The sequence below is a fragment of the Streptomyces celluloflavus genome, assembly GCA_000720995.1.
GTDB lineage: Bacteria > Actinomycetota > Actinomycetes > Streptomycetales > Streptomycetaceae > Streptomyces > Streptomyces celluloflavus.
The window spans coordinates 41,230-63,598 of the sequence record JOEL01000024.1; the positions used below are offsets into that span (position 1 = coordinate 41,230).

At 72.0% G+C, this 22,369-nt stretch carries 15 protein-coding genes; 5 read left to right on the top strand and 10 right to left on the bottom strand.

Features of this window, described 5'->3' with window-relative positions:
- Window positions 1-783 precede the first annotated feature (783 nt).
- Together IH09_RS37685 and IH09_RS21885 are read left to right on the top strand one after the other, a co-directional pair.
- Complete coding sequence (locus IH09_RS37685) at window positions 784-1,503, top strand: class I SAM-dependent methyltransferase (RefSeq protein WP_172450704.1); 720 nt, start codon at window positions 784-786, stop codon at window positions 1,501-1,503.
- 293 nt (window positions 1,504-1,796) lie between these two features.
- A complete protein-coding gene (locus tag IH09_RS21885; protein ID WP_052858978.1) occupies window positions 1,797-2,870 on the top strand; it encodes a DUF2637 domain-containing protein in 1,074 nt (357 codons plus the stop codon).
- Window positions 2,871-2,932: 62 nt separating this feature from the next.
- Here the strand turns inward: IH09_RS21885 and IH09_RS21890 are convergent, their stop codons facing one another.
- The 4 genes from IH09_RS21890 to IH09_RS21905 form a co-directional block, all read right to left on the bottom strand.
- Window positions 2,933-3,313 (bottom strand): ATP-binding protein, encoded by a 381-nt coding sequence (locus tag IH09_RS21890; protein ID WP_190233374.1) that lies wholly within the window; start codon window positions 3,311-3,313, stop codon window positions 2,933-2,935.
- A gap of 368 nt (window positions 3,314-3,681) precedes the next feature.
- Complete coding sequence (locus IH09_RS21895) at window positions 3,682-5,424, bottom strand: pyruvate dehydrogenase (protein WP_052858980.1); 1,743 nt, start codon at window positions 5,422-5,424, stop codon at window positions 3,682-3,684.
- A 347-nt stretch (window positions 5,425-5,771) separates the two neighbouring features.
- The gene (locus IH09_RS21900; protein ID WP_052858982.1) at window positions 5,772-7,562 is read right to left on the bottom strand and encodes a protein phosphatase 2C domain-containing protein; all 1,791 of its coding nucleotides are present in this window, start codon (window positions 7,560-7,562) and stop codon (window positions 5,772-5,774) included.
- A 103-nt stretch (window positions 7,563-7,665) separates the two neighbouring features.
- Window positions 7,666-11,046 (bottom strand): S8 family serine peptidase, encoded by a 3,381-nt coding sequence (locus IH09_RS21905; RefSeq protein WP_318279516.1) that lies wholly within the window; start codon window positions 11,044-11,046, stop codon window positions 7,666-7,668.
- Window positions 11,047-11,398: 352 nt separating this feature from the next.
- Here IH09_RS21905 and IH09_RS21910 point away from each other — a divergent pair, with 352 nt between their 5' ends.
- Window positions 11,399-12,418: a helix-turn-helix transcriptional regulator gene (locus IH09_RS21910; protein ID WP_052858984.1), complete on the top strand. Its 1,020-nt coding sequence runs from the start codon at window positions 11,399-11,401 to the stop codon at window positions 12,416-12,418.
- 271 nt (window positions 12,419-12,689) lie between these two features.
- Entirely contained in the window at window positions 12,690-13,172 is a 483-nt protein-coding gene (locus tag IH09_RS21915; RefSeq protein ID WP_052858986.1) for a DUF456 domain-containing protein, read from the top strand.
- A 166-nt stretch (window positions 13,173-13,338) separates the two neighbouring features.
- Here IH09_RS21915 and rsgA read toward each other — a convergent pair whose 3' ends face one another.
- From rsgA to IH09_RS21935, 4 genes are all read right to left on the bottom strand, one after another.
- The gene (gene rsgA / locus IH09_RS21920) at window positions 13,339-14,583 is read right to left on the bottom strand and encodes a ribosome small subunit-dependent GTPase A (RefSeq protein WP_205379277.1); all 1,245 of its coding nucleotides are present in this window, start codon (window positions 14,581-14,583) and stop codon (window positions 13,339-13,341) included.
- Between the two features lie 308 nt (window positions 14,584-14,891).
- On the bottom strand, window positions 14,892-15,644 hold the full coding sequence (locus IH09_RS21925; protein WP_052858989.1) for a Clp protease N-terminal domain-containing protein: 753 nt from the start codon (window positions 15,642-15,644) through the stop codon (window positions 14,892-14,894).
- 433 nt (window positions 15,645-16,077) lie between these two features.
- A complete protein-coding gene (locus IH09_RS21930) occupies window positions 16,078-16,404 on the bottom strand; it encodes a histone-like nucleoid-structuring protein Lsr2 (protein ID WP_052858991.1) in 327 nt (108 codons plus the stop codon).
- A 389-nt stretch (window positions 16,405-16,793) separates the two neighbouring features.
- The gene (locus IH09_RS21935) at window positions 16,794-18,113 is read right to left on the bottom strand and encodes a streptophobe family protein (RefSeq protein WP_205379282.1); all 1,320 of its coding nucleotides are present in this window, start codon (window positions 18,111-18,113) and stop codon (window positions 16,794-16,796) included.
- A gap of 317 nt (window positions 18,114-18,430) precedes the next feature.
- Here IH09_RS21935 and IH09_RS21940 point away from each other — a divergent pair, with 317 nt between their 5' ends.
- On the top strand, window positions 18,431-19,609 hold the full coding sequence (locus IH09_RS21940) for a L,D-transpeptidase family protein (RefSeq protein ID WP_244933956.1): 1,179 nt from the start codon (window positions 18,431-18,433) through the stop codon (window positions 19,607-19,609).
- Window positions 19,610-20,042: 433 nt separating this feature from the next.
- Here IH09_RS21940 and IH09_RS21945 read toward each other — a convergent pair whose 3' ends face one another.
- Both IH09_RS21945 and IH09_RS21950 read right to left on the bottom strand, forming a co-directional pair.
- Window positions 20,043-20,915 (bottom strand): DEAD/DEAH box helicase family protein, encoded by an 873-nt coding sequence (locus tag IH09_RS21945; protein ID WP_052858997.1) that lies wholly within the window; start codon window positions 20,913-20,915, stop codon window positions 20,043-20,045.
- Window positions 20,916-21,378: 463 nt separating this feature from the next.
- Window positions 21,379-22,053 carry a formylglycine-generating enzyme family protein gene (locus IH09_RS21950; RefSeq protein ID WP_052858999.1) on the bottom strand — a complete coding sequence of 225 codons (675 nt, stop codon included), beginning with the start codon at window positions 22,051-22,053 and terminating at the stop codon, window positions 21,379-21,381.
- Between the last annotated feature and the right edge of the window lie 316 nt (window positions 22,054-22,369).

Here is a 22,369-nt window from a genome sequence, read left to right on the forward strand (position 1 = left end):
CAAGCAGCCCGCGACGACATCACTTCTTCGACCCCTGCCGGGAGAGTTTCTCCGGGCGGCGATTCCCGGAAACCCAAGCACGATTACTCGGACATGGTCAACCAAATCCGTTCCGTACCTTGGGCTTTGGCCAGAAGGCCGCCGCCTGCTCCTCGCCGGGAATATCACCGGGAACAATGCCCCGAACCCATACCCGGATAACCCTCCGAGCTCCTCCCCACTCGACAAAACAGCGATCGGAGTACCGCGAGCAACGCCTGTATGACACCGTCATGACGCCGCATCGGGAACACGATCCCCGGGACTTCCTTTTCCTGAACGCCACCTCTCGTTCACATCCGGACGACCAGAACAGGTCAGCGCGACAACCCACACACCCATCCATGGCGGTTATTCATACATTCACAAGAAGAGCGAAAGTATCGCGCCTTCCCGAAAGGCAAGAAAATATCGGCATCGTCGCCTCGCTCCCTTGGCGCGGCCCGGCACGGGGGCTCGGAGCTGCCCTCCGCCGCCGGGAAAGAGGCCCCATCGCTGGCCGATTTCCCGCGGCGCACCCCGTAGCCGCAACAGGCCAACGGGTAGCGCGGTGACCCGTGGGCAGCCTGTGTGGACCTCTCCCACCGCTATCCGATTCCGTCCGGCGTCGCATCCAGGCGGCACGGGGCTCGGACAACGCCCTGGGAACCAGCGGGGCCGGACCGTCCCGGCGCCGGCAGTCATACGCCCCACCGAGCCGCCGCTCCCCCGTCGGTCGCCCTACACCACAAGGAGCCCTGCCGAGTGAATCCCGCGCAGTGGGAGGCTTTGCTCTACGACTGGCACAACACCCACCGGCTACGCCGTCAACGCAACGACACGGCCTACTGGACCCGCGTCACCGAGCAACACGAAACCGTGCTGGTCCTCGGGGCCGGCACCGGACGGGTGGCAAGCGCACTGGCACAGCGCGCAAGACGCCGAGTGACCGCCATCGACCTCAGCCGGGAACGGCTCGCCAGGATGCCCCGCACGCCCGGTCTGCACCCCGTCTGCGGGGACATGCGCAGCCTCCCGCTACGGGGACTTCACTCAATCGCCGTCATCCCCTATTCGACGCTGCAATTGCTGTTGACACCATCCGACCGGGAACGGGCCCTGACAGAGGCCGCCCGCGTTCTCGCACCGGGTGGTTCGATCCACATCGACGTCAGCGAGAGTTTCGACTCACGCACGGAGAGCGACTGGCAACTCAGCCTCGCCGAAACCTGCCTAGAGGCCGGTGGCCACGTGGAGGAGTGGGAGCGGCGCCGCCTGCGAACCGACCACGTGCTGATCGAAAAGCAATTCCGTCGAGCCGGCCGCATACTTACCCAGGTAACGGAACGCTGGGTCTTCCACCGCGCACTCCATCTCGCGGCAGCACTCGCCCACGCAGGCTTCGAACTCGTCGGAATCGACCGCGGATACGGTCAGGGACTGTCGCCCCATCGGCTCATCTACCACGGTCGCCGCACAGACTGATCCGGTTCCCCACCGCCCCGCCACCCTTTCGCTCTCCGCCATCACCGCCAAACGGAGAAACGGACGGGATTCGGGCGTGACTGCGAGCTTGTTGCCACCCTCGAACCGGCGCACCTCTCCGCCCAGGGCGATCACATTCGAACTCAACTTGTCTTTTACGTACGGCAGTTCGACATCAAAGCGGCTTCATCGCACCCCTTGGCGTTCTCTTGTTCCGAGTTCCCCGGTGACGGTGGCGGCTTCCGCCAGGATGGCGCGCGACAGTGCGTATCGCGAGGCAAGGAAGCTCCAGAATGAGAATGACGGATATATCGCTGGATTGGCTGGTTCCGGCAGCGCTGCTGCTCGCCGGCGTCCTGGCGGCCGCGGCGCTGGTCCTGCGCGGCAGGCGCGCGGCCGCCCGGTCCACCGGCGATGACTCCTGGGAGCGCAGCGAGGAACGGCGCCGCCGCAAGGAGGCCCTGTTCGCCTCGGCCTCGTATCTGCTGCTGTTCTGCTGTGCGGCGGTCGCCGCCGCGCTGTCCTTCCACGGCCTGGTCGGCTTCGGCGTGCAGAACCTCAACCTCACCGGAGGCTGGGAGTACTTGGTGCCCTTCGGGCTCGACGGTGCGGCGATGTTCTGCTCCGTGCTCGCCGTGCGCGAGGCCAGCCACGGGGACGCGGCGCTCGGTTCGCGCATGCTGGTGTGGACGTTCGCGGGCGCGGCGGCCTGGTTCAACTGGGTGCACGCGCCGCGCGGCTTGGACCACGCGGGCGCGCCGCAGTTCTTCGCCGGGATGTCGCTGTCGGCCGCGGTGCTCTTCGACCGGGCGCTGAAGCAGACCCGCCGGGCGGCGCTGCGCGAGCAGGGCCTGGTGCCCCGCCCGCTGCCGCAGATCCGGATCGTGCGCTGGCTGCGCGCCCCCCGGGAGACCTTCGCGGCCTGGTCGCTGATGCTGCTGGAGGGTGTGCGGACGCTGGACGAGGCCGTCGAGGAGGTCCGGGAGGACCGCCGCGAGAAGGAGCGGAACCGGCAACGCAGGCGCGAGCAGGGCAAGTTCGACCGGGCCCGGATCAAGGCCATCAACCGGCAGCACCGCTCGTGGGGCCTCGGCCGGAGCGGGCGGCGGCTGGCCGTACCGCAGGGCGCCGCGGCCACCGCGGAGATGGCCGGCCCGGACCCCGTCATAACCGGCGACCCGGAACCACTGCCCTCGGGAGAGCCACCGGTGCGCTCCCGCCCGGCCCTGAAAGCGGTGTCGGACGCTGAGAGCACCGCCCCGCGGCGGCCGGCCGTGGATCTCACCGCCGAGGACGACACCCAGACCATCCCCCGACTGGACTCACTGGAGGAAAAACTGGCCGAGATCGAACGGCATTTCGGCTGACCGGCGGCGGATCGCACTGGCGCCTCCGACGCTCCGCCAGACCCGGTCCGCCGCCCAGCCCGTCAGCCCGCGCCGCCACCCAGCTCGAACCAGACGCATTTGCCTGCCGCGTGGGTCCGCACCCCCCAGGCGTCCGCGAGCGAGCGCACCAGCATCAGACCTCTGCCGGAGGTACCGTCGACGCCCGGCGCGCGCGGTTCGGGGCGCCGGGGTGCGAAGTCCCGCACCTCCACCCGCAGCCGGTCGGTGACCGCGGCGGTGACGACCGCGCCGCCCTTCGTATGAACGAGGGCATTGGTGACCAACTCGCTGGTGAGCAGCGCCGCCACCTCTATCAGGCCGTCGTCCGGCGACGGTGGCCAGCGGCTCAGCAGCTGGCGTAACTCGGCACGCACCTCGGCCACCGCGGCGAGGTCCGCGGGCCGGACCTTCCGCTCCAGCATCCGCGGCGCCCGCGCGACGACCGCCCCGCCTCCGTCCCCCTCGGCCGCATCCCCCCGGCCGTCCCGTTTCTGCTGCCGCACAGGCTGACGCATGTCTCCCCCGCCCCCCAACGAACCGTAGGCCCGCTCCCTCGAACAGCCTCACGGTCAGCATGCCCATCCGATCAGGCGCCATGCTTGGGCCCGCGGCGGGCGCGCGGCGACCGGCGCACCGGCGGGGCGTACGCGTCACGGACGCACGGCGCCCGGAAGCGCCGCGCTCGGGCGCGTACGGTCCGGGCGTGTGACGCGGGAGGCGCTCCCTCTCACGTGTCACATCCGTCGCAGGCCCGTCCGCCACGTCCGCACGATGTTGCGCAGGCCCCGCGTCACATCCGCGGGATGTTCCGCAGGTTGGAGCGGGCCATCTGGAGCATCCGGCCGACGCCGCCGTCCAGCACGATCTTGCCGGCCGACAGCGCGAAGCCGGACACCATCTCCGCGCTGATCTTCGGGGGGATGGACAGGGCGTTGGGGTCGGTGACGATGTCGACGAGTGCGGGGCCCTTGTGCTTGAAGGCGTCGTGCAGCGCGCCGCGCAGCTGGCGGGGCTTCTCCACCCGTACGCCGTGCGCACCGGCCGCGCGGGCGATGGCCGCGAAGTCCGGGTTGCGGTTGGTGGTGCCGTACGACGGCAGTCCGGCGACCAGCATCTCCAACTCCACCATGCCCAGCGAGGAGTTGTTGAAGAGCACCACCTTCACCGGCAGGTCGTACTGGACCAGGGTGAGGAAGTCGCCCATCAGCATGGTGAATCCGCCGTCGCCCGACATGGAGACGACCTGCCGGTCACGGTCGATGAACTGGGCGCCGATCGCCTGCGGCAGCGCGTTCGCCATCGAACCGTGGGTGAACGAACCGATCACCCGGCGGCGGCCGTTGGGGGTGAGGTAGCGGGCGGCCCAGACGTTGCACATGCCCGTGTCGACCGTGAAGACCGCGTCGTCGGCGGCCTCCTCGTCGAGGACGGAAGCGACGTACTCGGGGTGGATCGGGACGTGCTTCTCGACCTTGCGGGTGTAGGCGCTGACGACGCCTTCCAGCGCGTCGGCGTGCTTCTTCAGCATCCGGTCCAGGAACCTGCGGTCGTTCTTGACCTGCACCCTGGGCGTCAGGCAGCGCAGTGTCTCCCGGACGTCGCCCCATACGGCGAGGTCGAGTTTGGAGCGGCGGCCCAGGTGCTCGGGCCGGACATCGACCTGGACGATCTTGACGTCGTCGGGCAGGAACGCGTTGTACGGGAAGTCCGTGCCGAGCATGATCAGCAGATCGCATCCGTGGGTGGCCTCGTACGCCGCGCCGTATCCGAGCAGCCCGCTCATGCCGACGTCGTAAGGGTTGTCGTACTGGATCCATTCCTTGCCGCGCAGCGCGTGCCCGACCGGGGACTTCACGCGCTCGGCGAACTCCATCACCTCGGCGTGCGCGCCGGCCGTCCCGCTGCCGCAGAACAGCGTGATCTTGTCGGCCTCGTCGATCATCCGGGCCAGCCGGTCGATCTCGGCGTCACCGGGGCGCACCGACGGACGCGCGGTGACCAGGGCGTGCTCGATGGCACGGTCGGGTGCCTGCTCGGCGGCGATATCGCCGGGCAGCGAGACGACCGAGACGCCGCTCTGCCCGATGGCGTGCTGGATCGCCGTCTGGAGTACGCGCGGCATCTGCCGGGGACTGGAGATCAGCTCGCTGTAATGGCTGCATTCGGCGAACAGCCGGTCGGGGTGGGTCTCCTGGAAGTAGCTGGTGCCGATTTCGCTGGAGGGGATGTGTGAGGCGAGGGCGAGTACCGGGGCCATGGAACGGTGGGCGTCGTACAGGCCGTTGATGAGGTGCAGGTTGCCGGGGCCGCAGGAGCCGGCGCAGGCGGCGAGCTTGCCGGTGAGCTGGGCTTCCGCGCCGGCGGCGAAGGCCGCGACCTCTTCGTGCCGGACCTGGATCCAGTCGATCGCGGAGTTCCGGCGGATGGCGTCCACCACCGGGTTGAGGCTGTCGCCGACGACGCCGTAGAGCCGTTGCACCCCGGCGCGCACCAGGATGTTCACGAACTGCTCGGCCACGGTCTGCTTCGCCATGTCGCTTTCGCTCCTCTGACGGGGATCGATGGGGCGCGTGGGCCGGTGGCCCCTGGGCGGGCGGACTCACCGGCCGGTGGCTCGTGGACCGGTGGGCCATGGACCGGTGAGCCATGGGCCGCGGTCCGACGGACGTTGCTCCCTCCCATGAACCCACGTGCGGCGCCGATCCGCCTCCGCTGCCCTGGGCGGCGCGGCCCGCCCCGTCCGCCCCGCCCCTTCCGGCTCCGGTCGGGCTCCGTCCGTCTCCGTCCATCTCCGTCCGGTCGGCTTTCGCTCCGGTGGCCTTCGCTCCGTTTCCGGGCCGGGTCCGGTTCGGCGGCCGTCCCCCGGTCCGGTGTCCGGTGCTACGTCTCCCAGACCGCCACGGCCGTGCGGTCCCGCGCATGCCCCTTGACGCGCAGTTGCGCGGCGGCAAGGAAGGAGACCAGGCCGGGCGGCTCGGCGCGGGACCACTGGGCGGCCAGCCGGTCCGCGAACTCGGGCTCTTCGGTCAGCGGCTCGGCCAGCCCGGCGCTGCACAGCAGCAGGGCGTCACCCGGACGGGTGGCCAAGACCTGGAAGAGGAACGGTGCCGGCTCCGCTCCGTTCTCGGACGGTTCCGGGGCCTGCGGCCGGTCGGGGGCGGAGTGGCCCGGGAGCGGGGCGGGAGCGGGTATGGCAGGGCCCGGGGTGGGAGAAGCGGCCGGGCCGGGGGTGGTGAGCGCCGAGACGTCGGCGGTCCGGGGGGCGGTGGGGGCGGCAGCGGGCCGGAGGTCGATGGGCGGGCCGTCGGGCCCGTTCCCGGACGGTCCCGCGCCATGGCCGGGGTCCGGTGCGGGGCGCGGGCCGTCGTCCGGCGGGGTGTGCCCGGAGCCGGACTGCGGCGCACCGCCCGGTCCGGCGACCGGCTCGTGGCCCGGCCCGGTCACCGCGTCGCGGCCCGGCGGGGTGGGTTCGAGGTCCTGCCAGGCGTCGTCGCGGAGCCGGAAGAGGCCGCCCTCGCCGACGCCGAAGAACACCCGGGTGCGGCATTCCGGGTCGGCGGGCAGCAGCAGACAGCGCAGCGCGGCCGTGTACTCCTCCGGTTCGGCACCCAGTTCCGCCGCCCGGCCGCGGAGTCTGCCGTAGGTGCGGGCGGTGAGCCGTTGCAGTCCGGCCTTGAGGGCGCCGCGATTGTCCGTACGGATGTCCTCCGCCAGTCGGGTGTGGCCGCGACCGACCGCACCGCCGATCCAGGCGCAGGCGTCGCGGGCGGCGAGGTGGGCGCGCTCACCGACGGGCGCGCCGGTCGCGAGGGCGACCAGGATGAGGGTGTGCCGGCCGGTGCCGAAGCGGGCGGTGAGGAGTGCGTCCCGGCGCGGTTCGCCCCGATAGCGCGCGGAGTCGCCGCGCAACGAGGCCGCCCGGAGCGTCAGCGACCCGTACCGGGCGCCCTCCAGCGCGGTATCGGGCACCAACTCGTCGAGGGCGGCGGGGTCGGCGGCGGGCAGTGCGACCGGCTCGGGGTCGTACGTGGGCGGCCGGTCCCCCACGTAGTCGACGGCGAGGGGTGCGCAGGGCGGGGAGGCCGATGTGGCGGGTGGGGAGAGCTGGGACGGAGGCAAGGAGGGCGGAGAGGGTGGGGCGGACGGGAGCGGCGACGGGTGCGGGTGCGGTCCCGGACCCGGACCCGGCTCCATGACCTGGAGCGGGATCCCGGCCGAGGGCGCGGACGGTACGGGCTCGGGCGGTACGGACGAGGGCGGGGACGGTACGGGCTCAGGCAGTACGGCCGAGGCAGCCGGCGGAGCAGACAGCCCGGCAGACGCCCCAGCAGACGGCGGTAACAGCTCCACCAGAGACGCCTCCGGCGCCTCCGCCACCGACCCCGCCACGTCCTCCCCCGGCTCCCCCGGCTCCGCCGCCTCCTCCCGCCGCACCACGGTCGCCGGACCCACCGCCCGCAGCACCGATTCGACCCGGTCGTCGAGCGTGTCCGACACATCGGACGGTCCCGCGTCCCGCGCCCCGCCGTGCCGCGTGCCGCCTTCCCTCGCGCCGCCGCCGGCACGTCCCCCGTCGGCGCCGCCGTCGCGACCGCCGTCGCCGTCGCCGTCGCCGTACAACTGCCGCCACCAGTCGTCCTCGTGGCCGCGTCGTGCCCCCTGCTGGTTCATGGGCGGTATCTTCCATGGCCGGGCGCGCCGGAAACAGGGCGCGGACCCGGGACGCCGCCGGGCGGCCACCCACGAAGGGTGACCGCCCGGCGGAGTTCAGAGGTCAGCGCACGTCATAGGCGCGGGCCACGGTCTGGCTGACCGAATTCCCCTTCGTGTCGGTCAGTTCGGACTTCAGTGTGACCTGTTCACCGGCGGCTCCGGCGTGGTCGACGGTCGCCGTCCACGTCCCGCCCGTGTGCGCGGTCCTGGCGGACCGCCAGGTCTTCCCGCCGTCGTACGAATAGGACAGCGCCGCCTTGGCGATGGCTCCCGGGGTGTACCCGGCGTGGCCGGATACGGCCAGGGTGATGCGCTGGCCGTCCTTGGCGGGGAGGGTGTTCATGCCGTCCACCGGCACCCCGTAGTCGGGGAAGAGGATCGGCAGGCCGCGGGAGTACACCTCCGGCTCCAGATGGGAGCGGAAGGTCCAGGTCGTCGAAGTCGACGCGGAACGCAGCCAGTTGCGGTCGGAGGAGGGGATCTTCTCCGTATCGCGCTGGAGTTGGTACGTCGCCTCGTCCGCCGGGACGTCGAACACCCCGGACGGGTAGGCGCTGTCGCCGATCTGCTCCCCGTTGCGGCGCAGCCGGAGGTTGCCGATATCGCCGAACGAGCCGCCCTGGGACCAGTGTTCGCCGGAGCTGTCGTTCCAGAAGCCGGCGCTGAAGCCGATCTGGTTGCCCTGCCGCTCGGCGACCAGCTGCGGGGTGCCGTCCTCGTTCTGCGGGGCGGTGGGCCGCAGTACGCCGCGGTACCACTCCTCGGTGCGCCGCTCGCCCGCCCGGTAGCTGCGGTTGCGGTCGGTCAGCAGCGCCGCGAACGGCATGGTGGTGAGGGCCGAATGCTGCCAGACGACGCCGCCGGGCGTGTAGTACTCGGTGCGGACGCCGGGCGCGTGGACCGCGTCGAAGGAGCCGACGTCCACGTAGCTCTGCGGATTCCAGGACGGCCGGATGGCGAGCAGGTCCAGGTAGTCGGCCTCCTTGCCGACGGCGTGCCAGTCGGCGCGTACGGCGGCCAGGTCCTTGTCGCGCACCCGGTAGGAGCGGTCGGCGCCGACCGGGCCGTCCTCGGGGAAGGCCAGGTTGTAGACGTACGGGCCGGACCCGGGATCCGTGCCGTACGCGCGCCAGTCGCTGCTGAATTCGTAGCCGCCGTCGTGCGCCCGGCCCTCGACCGAGGCGTAGATCTGCGTCCCCGGGGTCGCGGTCGTCGCCGTACCCGCCATCAGCCAGGTGTCGTCCCACCAGCGGCCGTAGGTGAGTACGGTGCGCCGTACCTCGGCGTTGCGGTCGGTGCGGACGGTCAGGCGGTGTGCCCGGCGGGCGTCCAGGAGGAGGGTGGTGTCCTTGGTCAGGCGGAATTCGGGGTGCCCGAGATAGCTCAGCGAGTCGTCGCCGGTCGTGACGAACCCGCTGATGAGGTAGGCGCCGGGGCGGACGTGGAAGAGCTGTTCCTTGGCGCCGTCGTTGACCCGGCGCTCCCCGGTGGCGGTGTCGGTGGACACCACGTCGAGGGCGGAACTCCCGGTGGCCGGGGCGCCGGTCCGGTCGGTCATCTTGATCTTCAGGGTGACGGTCTGCGGTTCGACGTGGAGGGAGAACGGTACGGACACCCGTACGCCGCCCACGCCGGTACCCAGCACCCGCCCGGTGATGTCGCCGTACTGCCCCTTCGCGAGGTGCGCGTCGGGGGTGAGGGCCAGCGGTACCCGGACGGTGCCCCCGGCCGGTACGGTCACCGTGCGCTTGCCGATCCGGGCGATCGGCGAGGTCACGGCGGTGCCGTCGTTGCCGCGCACCCCGCTGACGGTGAGGGTCAGCCGCACCTCGTGGGCGGTGGTGTTGGTGTAGGGGACGTCGACGCTCGTGCGGTCCGCGGGGCTCTGCGGCCAGCTGAAGTCGCCGCCCTGGACGGCGGGGACGGCCAGCACCTGCTGGTGGACGGCGGCCGCCACGTCGAGCCGGCCGGCCCCGATCTCGTCGGCGCCGCCGAAGGCGCCCGCGGCCGCGGTGCCCGTCCCGGTCTGCGCGGAGGCCACCAGGGCGGACTTGACCTGCTGGGCCGTCCAGTCGGGGTGTGCCTGGCGGACGACGGCCGCGGCACCGGCGACATGCGGTGCGGCCATCGACGTACCGGACATCGAGCGGTAGGCGTAGACGCCGCGGCCCCCGGCGGACGCGGCGGAGATCCCGACGCCCGGGGCGGCGATCTCCGGCTTGAGGGTGTGGGTGGTGAGCACCGGGCCGCGGCTGGAGAACTGGGCGGTGCTCTCGTCGCGGTCCACCGCTCCGACAGTCAGCACACCGGGCGCGCAACCGGGCGACGAGACGGTCGACTTGGCCGGTCCGGTGTTGCCCGCGGCGACGACGAACAGGGTCCTGGTGTTCTTGGACAGTTCCTCGGCCGCCAGCCCCAGCGGGTCCGTGCAGTCCGTGGGCTCGGGCGTGCCGAGGCTCATCGACACCACGTCGGCCCGCTGCTCGACGGCCCACTGCATACCGGCGATGATCCACGACGTGGCCCCGGAGCCGCTGTCGTTGAGGACCTTCCCGATCAGCAGCCCGGTGCCCGGCGCGACGCCCTTCTTCTTACCGCCGCTGGCGGCGCCGCTGCCGCCGACGGTCGAGGCGGTGTGCGTACCGTGCCCCTGGACGTCCTCGACGCCCGCCGCGTCGGTGAAGTTCTTCGTACCGGCGATCCGGCCCTGGAGGTCCGGGTGTCCGGTGTCGGCGCCGGTGTCCAGGACGGCGACCTGGGTGCCCTTGCCGTCGAAGCCCGCGGCCCACGCCTGCACCGCGTTCACCTGCTTCGTCGACCGGTCCAGCGTGGCCTTCACCTTCCGGTCCAGCCACAGCTTCTTCGGTGCGGCGGCGGCGCGGGACCGGCCGTCGCCGATGTCCTGCCAGAAGTCCCGCGCCTGCTTCTTGTCCGCGGCCAGCGCGACCCCGTCGATGGCGCCGAGCACCGTGCCGCGCCGGGCCCCGCGCGGGGTGACCGGTACGGAACGGGCGACGTCGACCGAGGAGTCGTACGTGGCGATCAGCGGCAGCGTGGCGCTGTGCGCGTCGTCGTAGCCCTGCCGGATCAGCCCGGTGACGTTGAACAGCTCCTCGTCCACCCGTCCGCGGGCCAGCGCACCGGCCGCCGTGGCCGGGTACACGTACAGATCCTTGCCCAACTGCCGTGTCTGGACGTCCGGTTGGCTGCCGTCCGCCCGCGGCAGCACGGCCGCCGTACTGTGCCCCGTGGCGTCGGTGAGCACCTGCACCCGGTCGCCGGTGACGAGGGTGACCGTCGCGCTCGTCCCGCCCTGGCCGGCCGCCGCCGCGGCACTGCCCACGATCGGCCGCGCCCCCGGTTTACCCGCGGAAACCCCGGGCCCCGCGGCGCCCGCAGCCGGCTGCGCCTGGGACGGTACGGCGAGGGCGACACCCAGCACGGCGGCGAGGGCGGCGCCGAGCCCGGTACGCGCCGTACGTATCTGCCGGGCCGTGCGTATCCGGCGGGCCGTATATATCTGGCGGGCCGGCGGGCGGGGCGGCTCCGCGCCCGGCACGGCCGACGTATCCGCCGTCCCCCTCCTGCCGATACGAGGTCTTCGTGCCCTTCGTGCACTGCTGCTGTCCGAGCCGGAACGCATCACACACCCCATCTCCACCTGTGCCAACTGGTGCCGCGGTGCCGACACCTTGGCAGAGCACGGGGTGGTGCGGGGATGATGCCGATGGCGGGTTCACGCCGTGGCCCCTTCCCGCCACGGCTCGCGGTCCGGCGGCCGGAGGAGAGACGAAATGCTCGGTGCCATAGGTCTGGACGAGGCGCAGGAAGCGGCCTATCGGACGCTGGTCGGCCTGGGCGCCGCCGAAGTCCCTTATCTGGCCAATCAGTTGACGCTGCCCGAGGACGACACCGTACGTGCCCTGCGTCACCTGGAGCGGCAGGGGCTGGCCGCCCGGTCCTCCACCCGGCCCGGCCGCTGGGTCGCCGCGCCGCCCGCGGTCGCGCTCGGCGCGCTGCTTACCCAGCAGCGGCACGAACTCGACCGGGCGGAGATGGCGGCGGCGGTGCTGGCCGAGGAGTTCCGGGGCCGGGCCGCCGAGCCCGCCGTCCACGATCTGGTCGAGGTGGTGACCGGCACCGGCGCCGTCGCGCACCGGTTCCGCCAGCTCCAGCTCGGCGCCGCGGAGGAGGTGTGCGCCCTGGTGACGACCACGCCCGCCGCGGTGACCAACGCCGAGAACGAGGCCGAGGACCGGGCCGCCGAGCGCGGTGTCGACTACCGCGTGGTGATCGAGCGGGGAGTGCTGGCCACGCCCGGCGCACTGCTCGGGCTGTCCGAGGCGCTGGGCCGCCGGGAGCGGGTCCGGGTGGTCGACAAGGTGCCCACGAAGCTGGTGATCGCGGACCGTACGCTCGCACTGGTGCCGCTGAGCGCGCGCGGCGCGGCGGCCGCTGAGCCCGCGGCGCTGGTGGTGCACGACAGCGGACTGCTGGAATCGCTCCGGGCCCTGTTCGAGGCCGTCTGGCGGCAGGCCGTACCGCTCCGGCTGGCGGCCGACGGCACCGCGCACGAAACGCGCACGGGCGACCCGGACGACGCCGACCTCGAAGTGCTCTCGCTGCTGCTGGCGGGCCTGACGGATGCGAGCGTCGCCAAGCAGCTCGGTCTGGGCCTGCGCACCGTCCAGCGCCGGGTCAGCCATCTGATGGCGCTGGCCGGTGTGACCACCCGCCTCCAGCTGGGCTGGCGCGCCTACGAACGGGGGTGGGTGGCGCGCGAGGGGCGGGAGAGACACGACGGACAGGACTGACAGGACGGATGGCGGCCGCGGTCCGGCGGCTCCCGGGCCTGCGGGGCGATGGAGCGCCGCGCCGGGAAGCGCGTCCGCCCCGTGTCCGGCAGGCTTGGGCCATGAGAGAGCACGGCGTACGAGTCACCCGCCGGACCGGACCGCGCCGGACGCCTCCCCCGTCCGGGCCCGCGGCCGGACCGTCGGACGGACCCGCCGTGGGGCTCGTGGCCGAGAGCGGCGGGCGCGCACCCACCGGGCGAAGAGGCGCCGGGCGGAGTGAGGCCGGCGCATGAACGGGTGGCAGCTGGTCGCGGTCGGCCTCGTCATGCTGCTCGGTCTGCTCGGGGTGCTGATTCCCGGCATCCCCGGTCCGCTGATCGTCTGGGCGGGCGTGCTGTGGTGGGCCACGGCCGGCCGGTCCTCGCTCGCCTGGCAGATCCTGATCGGCGCCACGCTCGTCCTGCTGCTCGGCCAGGCCCTGAAATGGCTGCTGCCGGCCCGCGACCTCCGCGCGGCCGGCACCCCGTACCGCACCCTGTTCACGGCCGGGGCCGCCGGCATCGTGGGCTTCTTCGTGATCCCGGTCATCGGCTGCCCCCTGGGCGGCGTCGGCGGGCTCTACCTCCTGGAACGGGACCGGCTGGGCAGCCACGGCGACGCCTGGGCCGCGACCCGCAGGGTGATGCGCGCCATCGGCCTGAGCGTGCTGGTCGAACAGTTCGCCTGCCTGCTGGTCGTGGGCGCCTGGGCCTGGGTTGTCCTCACCGGCTGAGCCGATGCGTCGAGGGGGCACGGGGCGCCGCCGGGGTCGGGGGCGGGGTCGGGGGCACCGTCGGGGTCGGGGTCGGGGAAGCCCACCCGAGGTGGCACCGGCCCCGCGCCGGGCTTCGCGGCCGGCTGCCGCCGCACCCGGCGCACGGCCGGATGCGGCGGCGTGCTCACCCCCGCGGTCCCCGCTTCCGCTCCATCATGTGCCGCCCCAGCGCCTGCTGCTGCTTCCAGCCCCGCCGGATCTCCGCGCGCATCCGCGCATCCGTCTTCGCGGCGATGCGCTGGTTCTCCCGCAGCAGCTTCCGGTAACTGGCGAGCCGGCGCTCGGGCAACTCCCCGCTGTCGATGGCCTCCTGGACGGCACAGCCGGGCTCCGCCTCGTGGGCGCAGTCGTGAAAGCGGCACTCCCCGGCCAGCGTCTCGACGTCCGAGAACGCGCGGGTCAGCCCGGACTCCGCATCCCACATCCCGACGCCCCGCAGACCGGGTGTGTCGATCAGCCCGCCGCCCCAGGGCAGCGGCAGCAGATTCCGCGTCGTCGTCGTGTGCCGCCCCTTGCCGTCCCGGTCCCGGGCGGCCTGCACCCCCTGCACCTGCTCCCCCAGCAGGGCGTTGGCCAGCGTCGACTTCCCCGCGCCGGACTGCCCCAGCAGTACGGACGTCCCCCCGGCGAGCACCGCGGCCAGCACTTCCAGCCCGTCCCCCGTCTCCGCGCTGACCGCCAGTACCTGCACACCGGGGGCCGCGCTCTCCACATCCGCAACGAGATACGCCAGCGTCGCCGGATCGCCGACCAGATCCGCCTTGGTCAGCACCACCAACGGCTGCGCACCGCCCGCCGCGGCGGGTGCCGCCTCGTGCAGCAGCGCATCGCCACCGGAACTGGACATGGCGAGCGCGAGGAACCGCTCGATGCGCCCGGGGTCGAGTTCGACCGCGAGCGACACACAGATGACGATCTGGTCGATATTCGTGGCCAGTACCTGGCCCTCGGAACGCTGCGACGACGTCGACCGCACGAACGCGGTACGGCGCGGCAACAGCGTCCGCACGTACCGCGGATCACCGGCCGCGTCGACGGCGACCCAGTCCCCGGTGCACACGATCCGCATCGGGTCGCGCGGTACGACGAACTCGGTGTCGGCCCGCACGGTGCCGTCCGCGGTGACGACATCGCACTGGCCGCGATCGACCCGCACCACCCGGCCGGGCAGCAGCCCCTGCGCGGCGTACGGAGCGAACTCGGCGGCCCAGCCGTCGTCCCAGCCGTACGCGACGAGAGCGTGCGGGGCTTCGGTGGCGAGCTGGGCCTGAGTGGCGGTCCGAGCTTCGGAAGCGAAAGACGCGGTCGGCGCGAAATCCTCGGAAGACTTCGAAAACGCCGAAGACGTGTGGCGCGAAGCGTGAATCAAGGGGAACCCTTCGAAGGGTGGCCCCGGCGGCGCGCTGGGCGCGCGGAAGTGGTGTGGGTGTCAGCCGGAGGCCACGGAGGTGAAAGCGATGAACTTCTGAATGCGGGCCGCGCCCGTCACCATGACCGTCATCAATGCCCCCACCTCCCACTCTTCTCCGCGGCGAACCACGTACCCCGACGCGCTCCCTTGCACCGCTGCCTGCCTGCGTACCTGTGCACCCGAGAGCGACACATCGACACATCGATATACGTCGCGGCTCGGAACGGGGGAACCATAGCCCCCGCTCCGAACCGGACGCCAGCGATTTACGACTGCTTCCGCCCCTGCGCGTGGGCGCCGAAGGCGACGGACAGGACGCTGGTGATGTGGGCTTCGACGGCCGCCTTCTCAAGACCGAGGTCGGCGAGCACGCCCGTGCCGTTCTCCAGTTCCAGCAGCGCGAGCAGGATGTGCTCGGTGCCGATGTAGTTGTGGCCCATCCGCAGGGCCTCCCGGAAGGTGAGTTCCAGTGCCTTGCGCGCCTGCGCGTCGTACGGGATGAGTTCGGGCACCTCACCGGCCGCCGGCGGCAGCGCCGCGGTGGCGGCCTGCCGGACGGCGTCCAGCGACACATCCCGCGCGATCATGGCGATCGCGGCGAGGCCCTCCGGCTCGTGCAGGAGCCCGAGCACCAGGTGGACGGTGCCGATCTCGCCGTTGTTCGCCGCCCGCGCCTCGCTCTGGGCCGCCACGACGACATTTCGGGCCCGCGGGGTGAACCGGCTGAACCCCTGGTTGGGATCGAGGTCCGACGGCTCGCCCGGATTCTTCGGGACGAAGCGCTTCTGCGCCGCCTGCTTGCTCACCCCCATACTCCGGCCGATGTCCGTCCAGGACGCGCCCGAACGTCGTGCCTGATCGACGAAGTGGCCGATCAGGTGGTCGGCGATGTCGCCTAGGTGATCCGCGGCCAGGACCGCGTCGGAAAGCTGCTCAAGAGCGTCGGAATGAACCTTCTTGATGGCCTCGATCAGGTCGTCGAGACGGATCGAGTTCGTCACGTGCACCGGTTTCTCCATGCGTCAACCATAGGTTGACGATCGCGGATCGTCAACCCTGGGTTGACGATCTACCGGCCGCGCCGCCACCCACCCCGACCGTCGGACCCGGACCGCCCGCCACCTCCCCGCCGCATTTCACTCGCCCCAAAAACCACGCCTTTCGATCACATCACCCCCATATCGGCTCACAAATATTCTCACCAACCGCAATGGCGAAAGTTACGCACCTAACTCAGGGGCCGCACGAAGCCCGCCGGCCCCCACCCTCTTTCCCTCCCCGCCCCACACCCTTCTCGCCATCCCACCGTCCCCCTATCCCACGGCCTGCTATCTCACGGTCCGCTATCCCGCCGCCCGTCGCCCCATCGCGCAGCTCACCTCGCCCCGCATTCCCGCCCCCGCAAACAAAAAGAAGCCCCTCGGAAGCCGAGGGGCTCTCACCGTTCGATTCTTACTTGTTGGCCTTCTCGTAGGCTTCCCGCACAGGGGCCGGGACGCGGCCGCGGTCGTTGACCTCGTATCCGTTCTCCTTGGCCCAGGCCCTGATGGCAGCGGTGTCGCCGCCGCCGGAAGCGGCCTTGGACACCTTCCGGGCCTTCCCGGTCTTACGCCCCACCTGGATGAAGGGCCCAACGGCCTCCAGCAGCTGGTCGTAGCTGTCCGGACCCAAGTCGATCTCATATGTCACACCGTCGAGGGAGAGGGTGTGAGTTGCGGCCTCCGAGGACTCTTCGCCCGTGAGGTCGTCTGTGTAGATGGTGATTACCTTCTGTGCCATACGGTGATTGTACGGCCATTTGGAGGCTTCACAACACCGAAGAACCCTCCCGCGGAAACCGGGGCACGGCATGCGAAAGTATGCCGACGGCAGCCTCCGAGCTCCACCCCATTCGAGGGGGAGCGCTTCTCCACCCGGATATTGATACAACGCGACCGCGGAAATCCTTCGCCGTACCGGAGGAATCCCGGGACATCCTCGCCCGGCACCCGCCCTCGAAGAAAACAACTCGGCGCTTCGGCTCCTCGACTCCTCGGCCCGGGTACGGCACCCCCGGGCCGCCGGCTCCCCGCCCGCCTCTGCCGCGCGGCGCACCAAGGCGTACCAAGCATCACCGCCGGCCGGTGTGGCCGGCATAAAGCCGGTGCGGCCGGCGTGAGCAGGGGCGTTCACCGCCCCGCGCCCCGTACGCCGCCAGCCGGCCGGGCCCCACCGGGTCGCCGTACGCCCCGGGCCGGCAGGCCGCCGAGGAGTCCGGCGGCCAGCCCGCAGACGGCGCCCGCACCGGCCAGCCGGAGGAGTTCCGGACGCAGGACGAACTCTCCGCCCAGCCCGCTGAGGTTCCCGACGCCGATCAGGGCGAGCCCGTAGTGCGCGGAGATCCGGGTGAGCAGCCCGACGACGAGCAGGGTGAGCGCCAGGGACCCGGCCATGGCGAGGGCGTGCCGCCAGAGCGGTGCGGGGGCCGGGCGGCGGACCGCCGCGGCGTACGAGGCGGCGAGCAGGACCACGACCGCCACGGCCACCAGCAGCCAGGCCCGGCCGTCGTACGCGGTGAGCGCGCCGAGATCGAGGGTCCGGTCCCCGTCGCGGGTCCGCAGCACCTGGTCGAGTACCTGGGGAAGGGGCAGTCCGGGGACTCCGGTGAGATGGCCGTGCCAGGCGCCGCCGATGCCGGTGCCCAGCGCGAGCCAGGCCAGGTTCGGCAGCCCGAGGAGCATCGTCCCGGCGGTCTCGGCCGGCTGCCCCCGGGTGGCGAGCACGACCACGCCGACCACCGCGCCGATCGCCACATAGGCGAGCAGCACCAGCACCATCGCATAGGCATACGGCCGGACGGAGCGGTGGACCCGCCGCGGCCCGGGGGCGAGCGGCAACCGGCGCGAGACGAGACAGGCGAGCGCCAGCACGGCCAGTACCCAGAGCAGGCCGGTGCCGAGTGTGGCGGGCAGTTCGGCGCGGAAGGCGACGACGGGTGTCGCACCGAGCGCCGCACCGAGTTCGTCGGCGAGGCCGCTGCCGACGGAGACGCGGAAGCTGTGGCGGGCCGCGAGGCCGAGGAGCAGCAGAAGCACCAGCCAGCACACGGCCGTTCCGGCGGCGCGGACGAGCAGTCCGCGGCCGGTGGCGGCCGCCCGGCGGCGCAGCGGCAGCAGGAAGACGGCGGCGGTCACCAGGGCTCCGGCCAGCGTCACCGACAGGGGTACGGCGTCGACGGTGGCCGCTGCCCGCGCGAGGGCCCCGGTGCTGCCCGAGACCGCGACCGAGCCGCCGGCCGCCATGACGACGACGGCCGCGACCACCCGGAGGAACGCCCCGCCGGGCAGGTCCCCGGCGCCCGCCGCCCACAGTCCGAGCGCGGCGACCACGGCCATGGCGATAATGCCCGCCGCGGCCGCGCCGAGGGCTTCGGCGGCATTCCGGACGATCGCCGCGACACCGCCCGGACGCGCCGGGTTCCGGGGGCCGTTGGATGTGGGGTCTCGCATCTGGCTCACGCTGACTCCTGTGGACAGGGGACCGAACTGGTGGGAATTGGCGCAATTCGCCAGCTATGCCCGTTCCGTCGCATTCGACACCGCGGCCGCGGAGACTTCAGCCCGCTCAGCGCATTACCGGCCACCGGCGCCGGAGACGAGACAGAGTCCGAGACCGAATCGTGTCATAAGTGTCCAGTTTGCCGGACAACCAAATAAGCGGATGAAGCCTCTGTATATCTGGGGGGGTGCGATACGGCCTTGGCGGTTCACGCAGCCGCGGGCCGGGACCCCGCCACTGACAGTTGTTCTGCTTTGGAGGGATCCTCGTGCACGCCGGACCACGCCGTCACCCCGCCCGGTTGATACCTGCCCTGATAGCGACGGCCACCGTGCTGACCGCCTGCGGTGGCGGAGGCGGCTCGACGCAGGCGGCCGACAAGCCGGAGACCAAGGTGACCGTCGCCCCGGCCGGAGGCGGCGCGGCGGCGAAGCTCGGCTCCGACATATCCGTACGCGCCGACGGCGGGAAGCTCACCTCGGTCGAGGTCAAGGACGACAAGGGCGCCAAGGTCGACGGCCAGCTGGCCGGTGACGGCGCGTCATGGAAGTCGGACGGCAAGGTCAAGCCGAAGACCACGTACACCGTGCAGGCGAAGGCCAAGTCGACGGGCGGCAAGGAATCCTCCGCCACCTCGACCTTCACCACGGAAGCGGCCGACAAGGTCAACAAGCTCACCAACCAGCCGGGGAACGGCGACAAGGTCGGCACGGGCATGCCGATCTCGATCCTCTTCGACAACTCCGTCGCCAAGGATCAGCGCGCCGAGATCGAGAAGGCCCTCAAGGTCACCACCCAGCCGAAGGTCGAGGGCGCCTGGGGCTGGGTCAAGGACTGGTCGGGCAAGGACCGGATCGACTGGCGCCCCAAGACCTACTGGCCGTCGGGCACGAAGGTCTCCGTCAAGGGCGGACTCTCCGGCATCAACTCGGGCAAGGGCGGCTGGTTCGCCCGCGACTACGACTTCGACTTCAGCATCGGCGTGGACCACAAGGCCGTCATCGACGTACCGGCGCACACCCTGACCATGTACGAGAACGGCAAGCCCGTCGGCACCATCACGGGCTCCGCGGGCTCGCCCGCCGACCCCACCCGCGGCGGCATCCACACCGTACGCAGCAAGAACGCCGCGGAGACCATGAAGTCCGAGACCATCGGGTTCGGCAACCAGTGGTCGCTGGACTCGAAGTGGGTCACCCACCTCACCGCCTCGGGCACCTTCCTGCACTCCGCCCCGTGGAACCAGTCCCTCGGCGTGGTGAACAACAGCCACGGCTGCTTCGGCATGAGCACCAGCGACGCCAAGAGGATCTACGACTTCCTGCCGATCGGCTCCACCGTCGAGGTCAAGGGCACCACCAGCACGAAGAAGACCGACGTCGGCAACGGCCTGGAGGTCTGGCAGGAGAACTGGCAGCAGTGGCAGCAGCGCAGCGCGCTGAAGTAGCACGGCGGTACGGCGCGGAACAGCCCGGCTGACGTAGCGCGGCACGGCACCCCACGGGGGGACGGTGCGCCACAGGACGATTCCTGTGGCGCACTTGGCGTATCCGGGGCGGGTGGGGCGGGTGACTCACGTGGAGCGGCTGGCGTATCCGGTGCTCTTGGGGCGGGACGCCGCTACCGCGCACGCCCCCTGCACGTAGGCGCCCGCTCCCCCGGCCCGCTCGAACTGGCCCAGGAGGAATGAGGTCCGGCGTCATTCCGGCGGGCAGCCCCGCACAGCTGTGCCGCCTTCGCGCGGGACGGATCGAGGTGGCCGGGTCTTCTCCTGCGGCTTCACGGTCACCCGCGCCTCCGGTTCGCCGGCGCCGCGACCACGTACGCCCGGGACCGGACCGGACCCGCCGCCGGTGCGCGGCAGGTGGCGGAGCCGGACGTCAGGGGGCCGGGTCCGGTGCTCCCGCCGCGCGGTGTCCGGGGGCCAGTACCGGCGGGGACGTGGTGTCGGGCGGTGGCGGGAAGTCCGCGAGCACGAGTCGGACCTGTTCCGCGCAGTCGGCCCGTCCGCATTCGCAGGAGAACTCCAGGACGGCCGACCGGGCATCCCCGGGGGACCACGGGCGGGCGAAGAACCCCAGATACTGCGTCACGGTGGCCCGGTTGGCGTACCGGAGCAGCCGGGCCCGCTCCGGCGCGGTCGCGGCCACCGGGCCCGCCGCGAGGGGCGCCGCGAAGTACGCCTCGACCTCGGCGACCGTGTCGGCCACGGTCATACCGCCGTCGATGGTCAGCGAACCGGCGCCGCACGCAGCCACCTGCGCCTCGATCTCCCGGGTCAGCAGCCGGAAGAGCTCCAACGGGCCCGGGGCCAGCTTCCGTTCCGCAAGCCGTGCCCGCTGCACCTCGGGCGTCGGCAGCAGCCACAGGGCGTGGCTGCCGGGGCCGGCGACCTCCGGTGTGACGGGGGTGCCCTCGGCGATCGTCAGTGGCGCCGCCGGCAATACCCGCAGATCGTCGACGATCATCGGCCCGCGCTCGTGGTGCAGGGACATCGCCAGCATCTCGTCCGGCGGCGCCGACCAGCGCGCCGTACCGGGCAGCGCCTCCCAGGTGATCGCGGCCCGGTTCCCGGCGGCGATGGCCCGGTCACGGTGCTCCCAGGTGTGGGCGTCCGCGTGGTACTGACGCAGTCCGTGCCGACGGGCGAGCAGCCGGGCGACGGTCGTCTTGCCCGCGCCGGGCGGCCCCCCGATCCACAGCACCGCGGGCAGCCCGCGGTCCGCCGCGCGGGCGGTTGTATCCGGGTTCATGTGCGGGAGTCGCGGAAGCCGCGGGGTGGACGGGACTTGTGGGGGTTCCGGGCCATGCGAGGGTTACGGGCCGTGCGGGGGATACGGGGGTTGCAGGGGCGGCGGGGATCCGGTGGGCGAAGGGGCACCCTCGCACGATATACAGCCGGGGAAGTCATGCGGCTGGGCGAAGACTTGCGGCCGGGGAGGCCGGGAGATACGGCTGGGGAAGCCGGCCGACCGGGAGTCGACGGACCGGAAGTCGGCGGACCGGGAGTCGCCAGCCGCCGCCCCGCTGTCCCCCGCACCGCTGTCCCCGCCCTGCTGTTCCCCGCCCCCGTCGAGCGGGCTGTGGCGTCCACAGCCGCGCTGCCAGCTGATCGACACGCCCACCGCCCACCGAGGTGATCACCGCCCATCGAAACGGTCACCACCTATCGGAGTGGGTACCACCCGTCGAAACAGTCATCGCCGCGAACGCGGTTCAGCGCGGGACGGAACGCGCGATGCGGAACCCTACGTCGTCGATCCGGAAGTCCGGGTGGCCGCGGCGCCGCACCGAGGCCCGGCAGCTCCAGTGCTCGTCGAACCAGCCGCCGCCCCGCAGCACCCGATAGGCGCCGTAGACCTCGGCGTCGTAGACATCCCAGCTCCACTCCCACACATTGCCCAACATGTCGTACAGGCCCCATGCGTTGGGCTGCTTGCCGCCCACGTCGTGTATCCGCTCGCGCGAGTTGTCGCGATACCAGGCGATCTCGTCGAGCCGCCCGTACCGCGCCTCGGCCGTACCGGCGCGGCAGGCGTGCTCCCACTCGGCCTCGGTCGGGAGCCGGTACCCGTCGGCGGAGGGGTCCCACTCGGCGTCCCCGGTGTCGTCCCGGCGGCGATAGGCGGGCGCCAGCCCCGCGCGCCGGGACAGGGCGTTGCAGAATCGGACCGCGTCCCACCAGGACACGCCCTCGACGGGCAGTTGGTCGCCCCGCGCGCTGCTCGGCCGCTCACCGGTGACCTCGGCGAACTGCGCCTGGGTGACCGGGAACGCCGCCAGCCGGTACGGCGCGAGATCGACCGGCCAGCTCTGCCGCGTCCGCCGGTCCGACAGCGTCACGCGTCCCGCCGGGATGGCGATCGTCCCGTCTCCTGTGTGCACGTCCATGGGAAACAGAGCGTAATGGCGGCGCGGCCCGGATATACCGGGAGAAAACCGCCATTGGGTGATCTTGCGGCTGATCGCCCTGCCCGGACTTCATCCGTTCTTCACACTCGGACGGGACGACGTCCCGTCCCCCTGCTCACCGCGGCACATCCCGCCGGACGTCATCGCCGAACGTCACCACTGAACGTCACCACCGGGCGCGGCCTCGATGCGCGGACCGCCCGTCGGTCCGCCTTCACCTGGCCGAAGATCGCCGAGACCGTCACGACCGGCCACCCACGCGAGGTGCGTCCCAGCGCCCCCAGTACTCGCTTCC

Excerpts from the sequence above, each read along its gene's own strand:
- IH09_RS21930 (WP_052858991.1), bottom strand. The coding sequence starts at position 16,404 with ATGGCACAGAAGGTAATCACCATCTACACAGACGACCTCACGGGCGAA.
- IH09_RS21935 (WP_205379282.1), bottom strand. The coding sequence starts at position 18,113 with ATGCGAGACCCCACATCCAACGGCCCCCGGAACCCGGCGCGTCCGGGC.
- IH09_RS21890 (WP_190233374.1), bottom strand. The coding sequence starts at position 3,313 with ATGCTGGAGCGGAAGGTCCGGCCCGCGGACCTCGCCGCGGTGGCCGAG.
- IH09_RS21915 (WP_052858986.1), top strand. The coding sequence starts at position 12,690 with ATGAACGGGTGGCAGCTGGTCGCGGTCGGCCTCGTCATGCTGCTCGGT.
- IH09_RS21910 (WP_052858984.1), top strand. The coding sequence starts at position 11,399 with ATGCTCGGTGCCATAGGTCTGGACGAGGCGCAGGAAGCGGCCTATCGG.
- IH09_RS21945 (WP_052858997.1), bottom strand. The coding sequence starts at position 20,915 with ATGAACCCGGATACAACCGCCCGCGCGGCGGACCGCGGGCTGCCCGCG.
- IH09_RS21950 (WP_052858999.1), bottom strand. The coding sequence starts at position 22,053 with ATGGACGTGCACACAGGAGACGGGACGATCGCCATCCCGGCGGGACGC.
- IH09_RS21900 (WP_052858982.1), bottom strand. The coding sequence starts at position 7,562 with ATGAACCAGCAGGGGGCACGACGCGGCCACGAGGACGACTGGTGGCGG.
- IH09_RS21885 (WP_052858978.1), top strand. The coding sequence starts at position 1,797 with ATGAGAATGACGGATATATCGCTGGATTGGCTGGTTCCGGCAGCGCTG.
- IH09_RS21895 (WP_052858980.1), bottom strand. The coding sequence starts at position 5,424 with ATGGCGAAGCAGACCGTGGCCGAGCAGTTCGTGAACATCCTGGTGCGC.
- IH09_RS21925 (WP_052858989.1), bottom strand. The coding sequence starts at position 15,644 with ATGGAGAAACCGGTGCACGTGACGAACTCGATCCGTCTCGACGACCTG.